Raw genomic sequence first — 14,422 nt, forward strand, 5'->3', positions numbered from 1 at the left:
GCCATGGCCAGTTTTACCAATCAGCAGCAGGAAGCCATCTCGACCCTGGACCGGAATGTATCGGTATCCGCCGGTGCCGGTTCCGGCAAGACCCGGGTCCTGGTGGAACGGTTCCTGAAGATCTTGGGGGACCGGCAGGCCACCGCCCAGGAGATCCTGGCCATTACCTTTACCCGGAAAGCTGCCCGGGAAATGCGGGAACGGGTCCAACAAGGAATCTTGGACCGGCTGGGGGCTGCAGAAGCTACGGATGACAAAACCTACTGGCAGGAACAGCTCCGGCTGGCAGACCAGGCACCCATCACCACCATCGACAGCTTCTGCTCCCAGGTGCTTCGGGAAAATCCGGTGGAGGCAGGACTGGATCCCAATTTCACCGTACAGGAAGAATACCAGATCCGGGCATTCCGGGAAGAAACGGCCAGTGCCTTCCTCCAGCAGGGGATCCAGCAGCAGAATCCGGATCTTACAGCACTTTTGGAGCAGTATCCAGCAGACCAGCTGGCTAGGATCCTGACGGCCCTCATCGACCGGCTGCCGGAAATCCTGGCCCTGCCTGGGGGACTGGCGGCTGCTTATGAAACCAGCCTGGGCCGGGAAGAAGAATACAAAATCGCCGCAGAGGCCGCCCTGGATGCCCTGCTGGCCGCCCGGGACCAGGCATCCCCCAAAAACCGGGAAAAACTGGAAGACCTGTTTGGCCAGCGGGCCGCCTTCCACCAGTGGATCGCTGGGGGAGACGGGGACGCTGCCCTGGCAGCCCTGAAACCGGTTACGGCAGCGGGAAAGGTGAAAGACCAGGTGAAGGAAGTCCGGGCCGCCTTGGAACAGCTGGCTGCCCTTTCTTTGGATGCCCAGGGGGCGGACCAGGCACGGCACTGGGAAAAGGTCCTCACCTGTTTCCGCAAGGCCCTGCTGGATGCGGCGGAAACCCGGGAAATCTACAGTTTCGGCTATCTTTCCGCCAAGGCGGTGGACTTGCTGGAGCAGCGGCCCAATGTGCTCAACCGGTATAAGAAACGGTTCAAGTTCCTCATGGTGGACGAATTCCAGGATACCAATGAAGAACAGAAAAAAATGGTGTATCTCCTCAGCGGAGGCAGCAGCCGGAGTCTCCAGGGCCGGAACCTGTTCGTGGTGGGGGATGCCAAGCAGTCCATCTACCGGTTCCGGGGGGCGGATGTGAGCGTGTTCAAGCAGGTCCGGGACGCCATCGAGGCCACCGGAGGACGGAACATCGTCATGGATGACAACTTCCGTTCCGCTCCGGAAATCATCCGCGCCTGCAATACCCTATTCGACGATCTTTTGGGTACGGACTCCAATGCCGATGTGACGGCCCAGCCCCTCCACGCCCATCAGCCTCCTTCCCGGAAGCCGGTGTTCGCCGTCCTGAAAAAAGGAGAGTGCAGCCCCAAAGAATGTCAGCAGGCAGAAGGCCGGTACGTGGCCCAGGCTATCCGGCAGCTGGGGGAAGAGGAACATCTGCCTTACGGCCAGATGGCCATCCTGCTGCCGGCCATCCATCTTTCCCGGCAGTATGAAGAAGCTCTGACGGCACTGGGCATCAAGAGCCAGGTCAGCGACGGCAAAGGCTTCTATGACCGGCAGGAAATCGTGGACTGGATCAACTTGCTGACTTTCCTCCTGAATCCTCGGAAGGACTGGGCCCTGGCCGGTTTCCTCCGGTCTCCTTTTGCTGGGCTCAGCGACCGGCAGCTGACGGATCTCCTGAAGCCTTGGCCGGAACTGAGCCTGTGGGAAAGCCTCCAACAGAGTTTGGAGGAGCCCTATAGCACCTTGGCCCAGAAATTGGAAAAACTGCGGCAGATTGCCCAGTTCCAGTCCCTGCCGGAACTTTTGGACCGCTTCCAGGAAAGCTTCGCTGTGGAACCCACCCTGCTGGTCCAGCGGGGTGGACGGGAAAAACTGGCCAATTTCCGGAAACTCCGGGCCCTGGGCGTCCAGGCAGCCATGGAGGAGGGCAGCACCGCCCGGGATTTCCTGGACCGGCTGAACCTGATGCGCCAGCTTTCGGCCCGGGAAAGTGCAGCCAATCAGGAAGCAGATCCCGATGCGGTGAAGATCATGACCATCCATAAGTCCAAAGGATTGGAATTCCCGGCGGTGTTCCTGCCGGATCTGTCCAAAAAAGATCCTCCTGACAGATTGGGGATCCAGTTCCTGCCGGAAGAAGGCTTTGGGGTAAAAGTGCTGGATCGGGAAGGGAACGACCGGGAAACATCGGTCTATGCCCGGCTGAAGGAAGAAGGGAGCCGTCTGGAAAAGGCGGAAAAGCACAGACAGCTGTATGTGGCCATGACCCGGGCGGAAAGATTCCTGTATCTGGTGAACGTGGACGAAAGCAAAGAAGGGAAGCAAAAGGACAGCGACCCGGAAAAGGAAAAATGGGGCCAGGCCCTCCAGCGGGTATTCGCTCCGGAAGGGCCCAACGGAGACCAGATGGACTGGGAAGAACTGTCTGTGGCGGAAATTTTGGCAGACACAGAGGAAAGACAGGAAGGGGAGGCGGATACCTTTGCCCTGGATCCGGCAGTCTATGATCGGATCCAGCCGGTGACCGTGCCTCGGAACTTGGAACTGTCCGCCAGTGCCCTTTTGGAATACGATACCTGTCCCCGGAGTTTTTACTACCATTATTTCCGGCATATGCCCGGCCTCGATCCGGAAACGTTCGGTACGGGGAACCATCGGATCTCGGCCATCGAACTGGGGACCTACGTGCACAAAGTGCTGGAACGGCTCCAGGAAGTGCCGGAGGAAACGGCTTTAGAGGAAGCCCTGGAGGTGCTGGACCATCCGGATGCTGAAAAACAGGTGTTCCGCCGGGAAGGAAAGAAACTGGTGGAACGGTATTGTGCCAGCCCCTTGTACCAGGAACTGAAAGACCTGCCTGCCCAGGCAGAGCGGGATTTCGAACTGCCCCTTTTTGTCTTTGGGGACAGTCAGGTGGTGTTCCAGGGGAGCATGGACAAATTGGTGACTTTGGAAGACGGGAGGCTGGGGATCGTGGATTACAAGACCGGCCACCCCCCGGCGGACGGAGAAGAGAAGCAGGGCTATACCCGGCAGCTGGCCATCTATGCCCTGGCAGCGGAAAAACTGTATCCCGGGAAGGAAGTGGCTTGGGCCAGGCTCCATTTTCTCCAGGACTGCAGCAGCTGGGAGCTGAAGGACCGGAAGGCGGAAGAAAAGAAGCTGGGAACACTCCTGGAAAACCTCCTTGCCTGGGACCGGGAAGACCAGTTCCCAGTACGGAAAGAGGGCTGCCAGTGGTGTCCCTACCGGTATTTCTGTACCTTTTAAAATCCTTTAATTTTCTGTCCATTCATGGTAAAATGACCGATGTAGTATGTGCGAAGGAGGCCTTTTGTGGCAATACGCGGTATCTTATTCGACTTTGACGGGACGCTGGCCAACACCACGCCCCTGATCTTGGCCACCTTCCACCAGACCCTGGATCATTTCGTCCCGGGGAATCAGGTGGATGACCAGACCATCATCAACACCTTTGGCCTGCCCCTCCGGGACGGCCTGGCTGGGATTACCGGCTGCACGGATCCGGAAGAGATGGACCGGATGGTGGCCTATTACCGCCAGTACAATACAGCCTGGCATGATTCCTTGATCCGTCCTTTTCCCGGTGTGAAGGAAGGCTTGGAGCAGCTCCGTGCTGCCGGGGTGCCCATGGCCATTGTCACCAGCAAGTTCAAAGCCAGCTGCCAGCGGGGGCTCCGTTGCCTGGGACTGGAGCAGTATCTGGACGGCATCATCGGCTGCCAGGAATGTACCGCCCACAAACCGGATCCGGAACCCATGGAAAAGGGCTTGGAACTTTTGGGCCTCCGGGGAGAAGAATGCCTATGCGTGGGGGACAGTCCCTATGACCTGGTCAGCGGAAGGGATGCCGGATGCAGGACCGTAAAGGTGGGTTGGACGTCCTTCCGGCAGGAATTCTTCGACCGGTTCATCCAGCCGGATCATACCATCCAGGACCTGGGAGACTTGCTTTCGCTGCTTGATGAAACAAATCCAAAGAGGTGATAGCTTTGCGCAAAATCGGGATCATCGGCGGCACCGGTGTAGAGGATGCGTCCTGTTTCGGACAGCTCACTCCCCTTACCGTCGCCACGCCTTTTGGCAGTGCCCACTGCTTGAAAGGGACGGCCGCCGGCCATGAAATCTACTTCCTGGCCCGGCACGGACTGGACCACAGTGTCCCGCCCCATAAGATCAACTATCGGGCCAATATCTTTGCCCTGAAGAAGCTGGGGGTCACAGAGATCCTTTCCTTTACGGCGGTAGGGTCCCTGAACCGGGGACTGCCTCCTGGGACTTTCGTGGTCACCAGCCAGCTGCTGGATTTCACCAAGAGCCGGGTGAACACCTTCTTTAACGGGGAGAACGGCCAGGTGGCCCATGTGGATTTTGCCCAGCCCTATTGTCCGGCTCTCCGGGAACGGCTGATCCGCTGCCTCCTGAAACTGAGGCTCCGGCACAGCAAGCAGGGGACCTATGTGGTGACGGAGGGACCTCGGTACGAAACGGCGGCGGAAGTGAAGATGTACGCCTGTCTGGGCGGGGATGTGGCCGGCATGACCAATATGCCGGAAGCGGTCCTGGCCCGGGAAGCGGAAATCTGCTATGCCAACTGTTCGGTGGTGACCAATATGGGGTCAGGGCTGTCGGTCCGGGCCCTGTCCCACGAAGAAGTGACGGAAGCCATGGAACGGCTGGAAAAACAGATCCTGTCCATCATCGAAGCTTATGTGCAGGAGGATGGTCCTCTGACCCAGACCTGCCATTGCCACGAAGCCCTGAAGGAATACGGGGGCTTCCGGCTGGAGGCTTTCGGCAGGGACGAAAAGGAGGAATGACAGGGCACTATGAGCTATGACATTGTACTGAAAGATGTGGAACTGACGGAGCCCGGGGAGGGGAAGCGGTTCTCCATTGGGATCAGCGGCAGCACCATCGCCTACATAGGCACCGATCCCATTACCGGCCGGGAAGTGTTGGACGGCCGGGATCATCTGGCTGTCCCTGGATGGGTCAATGCCCATACCCATGTGGCCATGACCCTGTTCCGCAGCTATGCCGATGACATGGTGCTGATGGATTGGCTCCAGAACCGGATCTGGCCCCTGGAAGCCAAACTGGACGGCCGGGCGGTGTACTGGGGCAGTCTCTTGGGCATCGCAGAGATGATCCGGACCGGCACCACCTGTTTTGCGGATATGTATTTCTTTATGGAAGAAACTGCCAAGGCTGCAGCGGACAGCGGCATCCGGGCGGTGCTTTCCCGAGGGCTCACCGGCAGCAGCGCAGCGGACGGGGCGGCCCGTCTGGAGGAGAACACAGAACTGTACAAGACCTGGAACGGGGCCCAGAACGGCCGGATCTCGGTGATGTTCGGTCCCCATGCTCCCTACACCTGCAGCCCGGATTATCTGGAATCCGTCATCGCCCGGGCCCGGGAACTGGGGGCAGAGATCCACATGCATCTTTCGGAAACGGCCGGGGAAGTGGCAGACTGCCGGAAAAAGTACGGCAAAAGCCCCATCGCCTTGATGGAAAGCCTGGGAATGTTCGAAGGGGGGACCCTGGCGGCCCACTGCGTCCATGTGGATGAAGAAGATATGGACATCATGGCCCGGCATGGAGTCCGGGTGGCCCACAACCCCCAGAGCAATCTGAAACTGGCCAGCGGCATCGCTCCTGTGGCCCGGATGCTGGAAAAAGGCATCACCGTAGGCCTGGGCACCGATGGGGCCAGCAGCAACAACAACCTGGACATGCTGGAAGAAGTGCGGCTGGCGGCCATGCTGGCCAAGACCCAGTCCGGGGATCCCAAGGCGGTGCCGGCTTCCCAGGCCCTTGCCATGGGCACCTGGATGGGGGCTGAAGCCGTGGGGCTGAAGAATGTCGGAAAGCTGGAAGTGGGCCAGAAGGCGGATATCGTGTTATACAATATGGCCTCCCCGGCCTGGTACCCCCGGCACGATCGGACTTCTCTGTTGGTGTACGCTGGGTCTTCCGCGGATGTGGATACGGTGCTGGTGGACGGAAATCTCCTGCTGCGCAAAGGGGAACTGACCACCATCGACCTGGAAAAAGTCACCGCGGAAGTGGGACAGTGTCTGAAGGAAATGATAGGGAAATAGAACGGGCAGCCGCATAGCGGCTTAAGTCCGGAGTCTGAAGTCTGGAGCCTGATGATAAATTTGCAGGCAAATTTTTGAATATGTAAAACCTCTGGACGAAATGGATTCTACGATAAGATCATTTCAATACTGGTCTTGTATAATCAAAAGAATCCGACTGACCAGGCGGATTCTATCCTGGGGCTTCCGACTACAGACTTCCGACTCCCGACTGGGGGCTGGTGCTCCTGCAGCAGCCCCCAGCAACAATCGACAATAAAGGAGTGTTTGGTGTGGCAAAGATCTTGAAGAAACTGCAGCTGGCTCCTGCAGTCTGGGAATTTGAAGTGGATGCGCCTCTCATTGCGCACAAATGCAAACCGGGACAGTTCGTCATGGTGCTGGTGGATGAGACCAGCGAACGGATCCCTCTGACCATCGGTGATTTCGACCGGGAAAAAGGCTCTATCACCCTGATGGTCCAGGCCGTGGGGAACACCACCCGCCATCTCTGTGAAGATTTTGCTCAGGGAGACGAAATCCAGCACATCCTGGGGCCTCTGGGCCAGCCCTCTGAAATGGGCAGATTCGGCACCGTGGTCATGGTCTGCGGGGGCATCGGTGTGGCGCCGGTCCATCCCATCGCCCGGGCCTACCATGAACTGGGCAACAAGGTGATCACCATCATCGGGGGCCGCCATAAGGATTTGATCCTGTGGCGGGACCGGATGGAAAAGATCAGCGATGAAGTGATCATCACCACCGATGACGGGTCCGAAGGCATCAAGGGCTTTGTCACCGATCCTCTCCGGAAGATGCTGGAAGAGGGGAACCATCCGGATCTTGTGGTCGCCATCGGCCCCATCATCATGATGATGAACGTGGCCAAGGTCACCCAGCCCTTCAACGTGAAGACCACCGCCAGCCTCAGCTGCCTCATGGTGGACGGCACGGGCATGTGCGGCGGCTGCCGGGTACAGGTGGGCGGAGAAAGCAAGTTCACCTGCTGTGACGGGCCGGAATTCGACGCCCACCAGGTGGATTTCAAGAACCTGATGCAGCGGTCCAAGATGTATAAAGACCAGGAAGCAGTAGAATACAGTTGCGGGGGGCATTGCAGATGCGTGGAGGAATGAGAAATCCCATGCCGGAACAGCCGGCAGATGTACGGAACCATAATTTCGAGGAAGTGGCCCTGGGCTATCCGGAAGACACAGCGGTGGATGAAGCCCAGCGCTGCCTGAACTGCAAGAATCCCCAGTGCGTCAAAGGGTGCCCGGTGAACGTGGACATCCCTCAGTTCATCCATGCCCTGACGGAACGGGATTTTGACGGCGCCATCCACATCCTGAAGAACAAGAATTCCCTGCCTGCCGTGTGCGGCCGAGTATGCCCCCAGGAAAACCAGTGTGAAAAACACTGCATCCTGGGCATCAAGGGAGAACCGGTGGCCATCGGCCGTCTGGAACGGTTCGTGGCGGACCGGGCCCGGGAAAACGGGACGGATATGGTGAAAGAAGGCCTGGCACCCAAGAACGGCATCAAAGTTGCCGTGGTGGGGGGCGGCCCTTCCTGCCTCACCGCTGCCGGCGACCTGGCCAAGATGGGCTATGATGTGACCTTGTTCGAAGCCCTCCACAAGGTGGGCGGGGTGCTCATGTACGGGATCCCTGAATTCCGTCTGCCCAAATCCATCGTCCAGCACGAAATCGAACAGCTGAAGGTATTGGGCGTGAAGATCATGACCGACGTGGTGATCGGACGCACCTTCACCCTCCACGAGCTCCTGGGCGAAGAGGGCTTCCAGGCGGTGTACGTAGGTACCGGTGCCGGGCTGCCCCACTTCATGCGGATCCCTGGGGAAGCCCTCAACGGGGTCTATGCCGCCAACGAATTCCTCACCCGGGTGAACCTGATGGGGGCTTGGAAGTTCCCGAAGATGGCCACCCCCGTGTATGTGGGGAAGAACGTGGCCGTAGTGGGGGCCGGCAACGTGGCCATGGATGCTGCCCGGACCGCCAAACGACTGGGGGCGGAAAACGTCTATGTGGTGTACCGCCGCAGTGAAGCAGAAATGCCCGCCCGGAAAGAAGAAATCGAACATGCCAAGGCAGAAGGCATCGAACTCCATATGCTGAACAACCCGGTACAGATCCTGGGGAATGAAGAGGGCTGGGTGACGGGTATCGAATGTGTCCGCACGGAACTGGGCGAACCGGATGCTTCCGGACGCCGGAGCCCGGTGGAGATCCCTGGCTCCAACCATGTGTTCGACGTGGATATGGTGGTGATGGCCATCGGCCAGGGCCCCAACCCGCTGCTGAAACACACCACTCCGGATCTGGTGACCAACCGGAAGGGCCTCATCACCGTGGATGAAAAGGAAGAAACCTCCATTCCCGGAGTCTTTGCCGGCGGGGATATCGTCACCGGGGCGGCTACGGTGATTTCCGCCATGGGGGCCGGCAAGAAGGCGGCTCTGGAAATCGACGCCTACCTGAAAGAAAAACTAGGGAAGTAACACAGGAATGAAGAAACTGAAACGCTGGGGGCTGGCAGCGGCGCTCCTGTGCCTGGGGATATTCCAGGCCCGGGGGACAGCGGCTGCAGCACCCAAAAACACCTATAAACCTGCCAGCGGAGGCTATACCCTGACGGTGCCTCCCGGCAGCAAAGAGATTTACCATACCTCTACCGGAATCCGTTTCACGGTGGGAAAGGACTTCCTGGTCAGTGCGGATCTGTACACCCTGCCCAGCTTCGTTTCCGTCCCCATGAAGCAGTATTCCGCTGAACAGCAGAAGGAATTCAAGAAGTTCCTGGGTAAGATCCAGGATCAGGAAAACGATACCATCCAGGAAGAAGGCGGTTCCCAGGCTCTGGGCAGCCAATCCTCTCTGAATGGGATCCTGGGGGAAAAGCTCCGGAAGTACCGGGCCACGGCAGGAAGGACCGAAACCGTCAAGCCGGAGAAAAGGGAAGCTTCCGACACCTATACCTATGTAGCGGTGCCGGAAGACAAGCTGCGGACCCACCGGCCCTTTTTGATCGGCCGGGCGTACCAGCCGGAACGGAATGTACTCCTGGTGGTGAACGTAAGCGCTCCGGAAAACTTGGAAGCCGCGGCTCGTTCTGCCCTCCAGTCCTTGTGTTCCGATCTGGCCCTTTCCCGGGTGAAGTATACGGACGTGAACCTTTTGACGGTGCCTGGCATGGGTTATGAGATGGAGATCCCCAGCGGCTGGCGGATGTACACTCTCCGGGCAGACAATGTACTGTTCGGCCGGTCTCTCAGCAGCGTCCATACCGATGGGCTCATGATTCGGGAATTTTCCGACGACACCTTTGCGGAACTGGGGAATTCCACTCCGGAAGGACTGAAGGAAGCGGAAAATGCCTTTATCCAGAAGGTGACCCGCTACACCCCCAACATCACCGTGCTGCACCATGAACCCATCTCCGTAGGTACTCTCAACGGGAGCATGGCAGAATGCACCGATACCGGGGATCTGAAGAAGGTGTTCGTAGTAAATACCTATTTGATGAATCCCCAGGGGAACGGCTATCAGATCCGGTACCAGACCGACGATACCATCAACTACGATCTGAAACTGAAAGCCTTCAAACAGTCCGTAGAAAGCTTTAGCCTGCTCCAGGACAACGACGGAAGCGGCCTGAAGCCGGGGAAGGATATATAAAGAGGGCGGCGACCCGCGACCGGGGGTGTGAATTCTTCCACACCCCCATTTTTTCACACTTATATCACAAATCATTCATAATCTATTCATCCAGAAAGGTATACAATAAAAGACATAAAGTGACTGGTCAGTCCAGTGCTTTTTTGTATGTATAAAAATGAACGGGAAGAAGGAATCTGCAATGAAAAAGAAAGTATTTGCAGTCACGCTGGCAGTTTTGGCCACGGCTGCCTCCATCGGGTGCGCTGCACCGCAAACCAGCTGGGATCAAGGTGAATGGCAGCTGGATCTGGGTGCCTGGGATCCCAAAGCCAAATTCGATGGCAATGAATCCGACACCAAATGGAACTTCGACGGCGGCCTGGGCTATGGGCTTTCCGACAAATGGGCACTGGAATACAAATACCGGGGCCTGAAGACCAAAGCCGGGGATTTCAAGACCGACGGAGACCAGAATGAAGTGAACTTGGTGTACAGCCTGGGCAAGAACTGGGCTTTGTTTGGCGGCTGGAACCGGATCAACAATGATTTTGATGGCAGCTACCATGGGATCCATACCGGTTCTGCAGACAGCGTGATCAACAACGTAGCCCAATTCGGGGTACGGGCAAAATACGATCTGGCCAAGAACCTGGCTTTCTATGCAGAAGGCGCTCTGGGCACCAAGAAGACCAGCCAGTGGGATGCAGGCCTGGCTTACACCTTCGCCGACAACTGGGATCTGAACGCCGGCTACCGGTATGTGGATACCAAGCTGGATGACGACAACAACATCAAATACCGTGGCTTCCTGGTAGGCCTGTCCTATCGGTTCGGCGGCCACAAGAAGGCTGCTCCGGCCCCTGTAGTGGAAGAACCCGTGGCTCCGACGGTGGCTGAACCTGTAGCTCCGGCTCATGTGTACAACGACTACTATCTGGACAGCATCCACTTCGATTCCGACGTGGATACCCCGAAAGCTTCCGAAGCCGGCAAACTGGCCAACTTCGTAGCCGTAGCTAAGGCTCATCCGGATTCTACCTTCAAACTGGTAGGGAACACCGACTCCGATGCTTCCAACGCCTACAACGAAGACCTGTCCAAACGCCGGGTACTGAACGTGGCCAAATATGCCAACGACAACGGTGTGGACGCTTCCCGTATGAAACTGAACTACAAGGGTGAAACCAATCCTGCTTCCTCCAACGCCACCGAAGCCGGCAAAGCCGACAACCGCCGTGTGGATATCTGGGAACATAAATAATTGAAAAAGCAAAAGGGCTGTTGCACGGGCTGATGTGACTCCAAAAAGTTAGACCTTAGTAACGAGATGGTTTTTACTGTCTCGTTACTTTTTTATGCTGCCAGCAAAGAAAGCCTGTATTGAACAGGACTTTTCCAGCCCAGTTTTTCCTTGATCCTTTGTTCGTTATAGTATTTGATGTATCGTTCGATAGCGGCTTTTAGTTCTTCGTAGCTGTAGTAGATCACTCCATAATACATTTCCTGTTTCATTAAGCCGAAAAAGTTTTCCATTACAGCGTTATCATGACAGTTACCCTTTCGAGACATGCTCTGAAAAATTCGTTCTTTTTTTAGTTTCCTGGTATAGGCCTTCATTTGGTATGCCCAGCCCTGATCGGAGTGAAACGTTCTTCGATATGGACAATCAGCAGTAATTTCGATTGCTTCAGCTTGAGCTTCCAGTATGCTTTCAGCCGAAGGACGTTTGGCTATTCCATAGCTGATGATTTCATCATCGAACATGTCCAGGAAAGGATCCAGATAAAGCTTGTGCAGGGTCAGATGTCCCTGTGTATCTACTTCATAATATTTGAATTCTGAAGTATCGGTCGTAATCTTCTGATGTGGGATATTCGTCTCAAAACGACGATGTATTCTATTCGGAGCAATGGTCCCTACCTTACCCTTATAGGAACTGTATTTACGGCTTTTCCGGGTAAAGGATGTTACCTGAAGGCTCAGTTTCTGCATGATACGTTGAACTTTCTTCTTGTTCACGCAAATCCCTTGATTCTTCAGCTCACCGGTCATGCGCCGATATCCATAATCTTTATGCTGGCTGCGGATTTCCTGTATTTTGTCCTCTACTTCCTGGTCTGGATTCACGCGGTCAAACCGTTTCTGCCAGTACATATAGGTCGCTTTGGGCATTTGAGTATAGGAGAGAAGGTCTTTCAATTTGAATGATCTTCGGAGACTGGAGATGATTTTCGCAACTCTCTCATTTTTGCTTCGTCCTCTAAACGCAGTCTCCTCAGTTCTTTTAAAAAAGCATTCTCTATACGGAGTTTAAGATTTTCATCCTCTAACTCCTTGACATGTTCCACACTGATGTCGACCATCGGCTGCTGAACCTGGGTATCTGTTTTTTTTGTTTGAGATTTGTTCAAAGTTCTCTTCCTGCCTTTTTTATGTGACCGTAAAGCATCTGGTCCCGCAATTCTAAATTCATTGACCCATCTGGCAATCATTGATGGGTTGTTGATCCCTACTTGAATTGCTAGTTCCTGATATGAGATTTCATTTGTTAAGTAAGACTCTACCACAGAAAGTTTTTCTTTGAAAGAGTATATTTTTTGAGAGCGGGATCTTTTCAGTCCATCATCACCAAATGCCTTGTAAGCAGCAACCCACTTTAGCAGCTGGCTGCTACTTGCCATCCCATATTTACGTGAAATAGAAATACACCCTTCGTCACTGTTCAAATATTCCAGTACTATTTTTTTCTTAAATTCATAGCTGTGTTTTGCCATAAAAAACTGACCCCCAATTGTTAGATTTTTGGTCTAACAATTGGGGGTCAGCTCAGGCAACAGCCCTTTCTTTTTTCCCTTTCTTCCCCTATAATATCCCTATCAGAAAGGTCGTGATTCTACCATGGAAACTTTGGAAAAATTGCCCAGGCAGCCATTGCCTATGATAAGGGAGATCCGAAACGGATCCACCATTTGCTGAAAGTCCATGCTTTTGCCCGGCTCATCGGGCTGGGGGAGGGACTGGATCCCCGGACCTTGTTCCGGCTGGAAGCCGCCGCCTATCTCCATGATATCGGCATCCACGAAGGAGAACGCCGGTTTGGCCGGAATGACGGGAAAATCCAGGAAGAACTGGGGCCGGATGTGGCCCGTCCCATGCTGGAAGAAGCCGGCATCACCGGGGAGGAGGCAGAACGGATCCTCTGGCTCATCGGCCATCACCACACCTACACCAGCATCGACGGTCCCGACGCCCAGATCCTGGCGGAAGCGGATATGCTGGTGAATCCTTACGAAGACGGTACCAGCCGGCAGCAGAATGAAGCCCTGTATCAGCGGCTGTACAAGACGGAGACCGGGAAGCAGCTGTTTGAGGAACTGTATTTGAAGGAATGGAGTCCGGTCAGACAAGGATGCTGAAAGATTCTCTAAGGAGCAGAAAAACATGACAGAACAGCAGACAGACGAGAATCCTTCCTCAGATTTCCAGCAAACAGAACAGTCGCAGGCACAGGCCAGGCACCGGAAGAAGAAACGGATCGCCTTGGGGGCAGTCCTGGCAGTCCTCATCGGGGCCGTTTCCGGCTGGTATTTCCTGTATTATACCCGGACACCCCAATATGCGGTGAAACAGATCCGGGAAGCGGTGAATAAGCACGACATCGTCACTTTCCAGGACCATACGGACCTGACGAAGGTGGTGGAGAAAGGGTATGATTCCCTCCTGGCTGCCCAGGGAGAAAACGATGTGGAAGGCGGCTATACGGAAGGGGAGAAGGACGAGATCACCCGTCACCTGGAGGAAGTGATCCACAATGGGGTGCTTACTGGGGACTGGTCCGATCCCTACCGGAAGACCCACCCGGACAAGGTGCTGCCGGTGGACTGGACAGCCCTGAAGGTGAAGGACATCCAGCCCGGGGCCAGCTATCCCCAGGACGCCCTGGTGAATGTCCAGCTGGAAAACCCCAGCGTGGGGACCGATACTTTGGTGCTCCACATGCAGAAAAACGCAAAAGGGAACTGGCAGCTGGTGGAGATCACCAACTTAAAGGGATATTACGGGAAGATCCTCCAGAAAGGCGCCCAGACCAAACAGAAGAAACAGGCGGCGGGGGTGGCCAATGCCGTGCTCCAGGCGGCCCAGGGACTGGAAGAGACACCTCTGGCTCCGGTGTATGAGGTAATCCGGGATAAGGTCCAGGAAGCTGCCGGCAGCGGGGATGGAGAGGAAAACGGTGGGAACTCGACTGGCACCCGGCAAAAGAAAAAAAGCAGCCCTGGAACGGTGCTGCCTCCCGCCGTCCAGGGGCCCGGTGCTGCCAGTCCGGAAACCCTGGAACAGCAGCGCCAGGCCCTCCAAAAAGTGCTGAACAGCCCCGTTGTGGGCAAATTGGTGGAAAAGCTGGTGGACCACCAAGACGAGATCCTATCCAAACTGGACCAATTGGCCCAGGCTGCACAGAACGGCCAAGGAGATGCCGCCCTCCAGCAGGAAATCAGCAAATACCAGGGCCAGCTGGAGACCATCGGGAAACTGCTGAACCTGGCGGCGAGATATCTGCAATAAAAAGGGGTTGTT

Annotated in this window: 12 protein-coding genes; 10 read left to right on the forward strand and 2 right to left on the reverse strand. The window is 55.9% G+C overall.

Going from position 1 to position 14,422, the window contains the following annotated elements; translation table 11 throughout:
* Nucleotides 1–3: 3 nt before the first annotated feature.
* The 8 genes from BQ2657_RS08135 (at nucleotide 4) to BQ2657_RS08170 (ending at nucleotide 11,105) form a co-directional block, all read left to right on the forward strand.
* The gene (locus BQ2657_RS08135; RefSeq protein ID WP_075580170.1) at nucleotides 4–3,327 is read left to right on the forward strand and encodes a UvrD-helicase domain-containing protein; all 3,324 of its coding nucleotides are present in this window, start codon (nucleotides 4–6) and stop codon (nucleotides 3,325–3,327) included.
* Between the two features lie 66 nt (nucleotides 3,328–3,393).
* Nucleotides 3,394–4,065 (forward strand): HAD-IA family hydrolase, encoded by a 672-nt coding sequence (locus tag BQ2657_RS08140; RefSeq protein WP_075580171.1) that lies wholly within the window; start codon nucleotides 3,394–3,396, stop codon nucleotides 4,063–4,065.
* A 5-nt stretch (nucleotides 4,066–4,070) separates the two neighbouring features.
* Nucleotides 4,071–4,898: an S-methyl-5'-thioadenosine phosphorylase gene (mtnP, locus tag BQ2657_RS08145; protein WP_075580172.1), complete on the forward strand. Its 828-nt coding sequence runs from the start codon at nucleotides 4,071–4,073 to the stop codon at nucleotides 4,896–4,898.
* A gap of 9 nt (nucleotides 4,899–4,907) precedes the next feature.
* Nucleotides 4,908–6,185: an amidohydrolase gene (locus BQ2657_RS08150; RefSeq protein ID WP_075580173.1), complete on the forward strand. Its 1,278-nt coding sequence runs from the start codon at nucleotides 4,908–4,910 to the stop codon at nucleotides 6,183–6,185.
* 272 nt (nucleotides 6,186–6,457) lie between these two features.
* The gene (locus BQ2657_RS08155; protein WP_075580174.1) at nucleotides 6,458–7,300 is read left to right on the forward strand and encodes a sulfide/dihydroorotate dehydrogenase-like FAD/NAD-binding protein; all 843 of its coding nucleotides are present in this window, start codon (nucleotides 6,458–6,460) and stop codon (nucleotides 7,298–7,300) included.
* Nucleotides 7,297–8,685 carry an NADPH-dependent glutamate synthase gene (gene gltA, locus BQ2657_RS08160; RefSeq protein ID WP_075580175.1) on the forward strand — a complete coding sequence of 463 codons (1,389 nt, stop codon included), beginning with the start codon at nucleotides 7,297–7,299 and terminating at the stop codon, nucleotides 8,683–8,685. The genes BQ2657_RS08155 and gltA overlap by 4 nt, the downstream gene beginning before the upstream one ends.
* A gap of 7 nt (nucleotides 8,686–8,692) precedes the next feature.
* Entirely contained in the window at nucleotides 8,693–9,862 is a 1,170-nt protein-coding gene (locus BQ2657_RS08165) for a hypothetical protein (protein ID WP_075580176.1), read from the forward strand.
* A gap of 181 nt (nucleotides 9,863–10,043) precedes the next feature.
* Nucleotides 10,044–11,105 carry an OmpA family protein gene (locus BQ2657_RS08170; RefSeq protein WP_075580177.1) on the forward strand — a complete coding sequence of 354 codons (1,062 nt, stop codon included), beginning with the start codon at nucleotides 10,044–10,046 and terminating at the stop codon, nucleotides 11,103–11,105.
* Nucleotides 11,106–11,197: 92 nt separating this feature from the next.
* On the opposite strand, the gene BQ2657_RS13665 is transcribed toward BQ2657_RS08170, so the two are convergent.
* A complete protein-coding gene (locus BQ2657_RS13665) occupies nucleotides 11,198–12,073 on the reverse strand; it encodes an IS3 family transposase (RefSeq protein WP_408607743.1) in 876 nt (291 codons plus the stop codon).
* Entirely contained in the window at nucleotides 12,040–12,618 is a 579-nt protein-coding gene (locus BQ2657_RS13670) for a helix-turn-helix domain-containing protein (RefSeq protein WP_075578809.1), read from the reverse strand. Before BQ2657_RS13670 ends, BQ2657_RS13665 begins: the two co-directional genes overlap by 34 nt.
* A 195-nt stretch (nucleotides 12,619–12,813) precedes the next feature.
* On the opposite strand from BQ2657_RS13670, the gene BQ2657_RS08185 reads away from it, so the two are divergent.
* Together BQ2657_RS08185 and BQ2657_RS08190 are read left to right on the forward strand one after the other, a co-directional pair.
* Entirely contained in the window at nucleotides 12,814–13,260 is a 447-nt protein-coding gene (locus BQ2657_RS08185; RefSeq protein ID WP_232709044.1) for an HD domain-containing protein, read from the forward strand.
* A gap of 25 nt (nucleotides 13,261–13,285) precedes the next feature.
* A complete protein-coding gene (locus BQ2657_RS08190; RefSeq protein WP_075580179.1) occupies nucleotides 13,286–14,410 on the forward strand; it encodes a hypothetical protein in 1,125 nt (374 codons plus the stop codon).
* The last annotated feature ends 12 nt before the right edge of the window (nucleotides 14,411–14,422 follow it).

Source organism: Acidaminococcus massiliensis (assembly GCF_900095825.1).
Lineage (GTDB): Bacteria > Bacillota > Negativicutes > Acidaminococcales > Acidaminococcaceae > Acidaminococcus > Acidaminococcus massiliensis.

Excerpts from the sequence above, each read along its gene's own strand:
- BQ2657_RS08135 (WP_075580170.1), top strand. The coding sequence starts at position 4 with ATGGCCAGTTTTACCAATCAGCAGCAGGAAGCCATCTCGACCCTGGAC.
- BQ2657_RS08150 (WP_075580173.1), top strand. The coding sequence starts at position 4,908 with ATGAGCTATGACATTGTACTGAAAGATGTGGAACTGACGGAGCCCGGG.
- gltA (WP_075580175.1), top strand. The coding sequence starts at position 7,297 with ATGAGAAATCCCATGCCGGAACAGCCGGCAGATGTACGGAACCATAAT.
- BQ2657_RS08165 (WP_075580176.1), top strand. The coding sequence starts at position 8,693 with ATGAAGAAACTGAAACGCTGGGGGCTGGCAGCGGCGCTCCTGTGCCTG.
- BQ2657_RS08170 (WP_075580177.1), top strand. The coding sequence starts at position 10,044 with ATGAAAAAGAAAGTATTTGCAGTCACGCTGGCAGTTTTGGCCACGGCT.
- BQ2657_RS13670 (WP_075578809.1), bottom strand. The coding sequence starts at position 12,618 with ATGGCAAAACACAGCTATGAATTTAAGAAAAAAATAGTACTGGAATAT.
- BQ2657_RS08190 (WP_075580179.1), top strand. The coding sequence starts at position 13,286 with ATGACAGAACAGCAGACAGACGAGAATCCTTCCTCAGATTTCCAGCAA.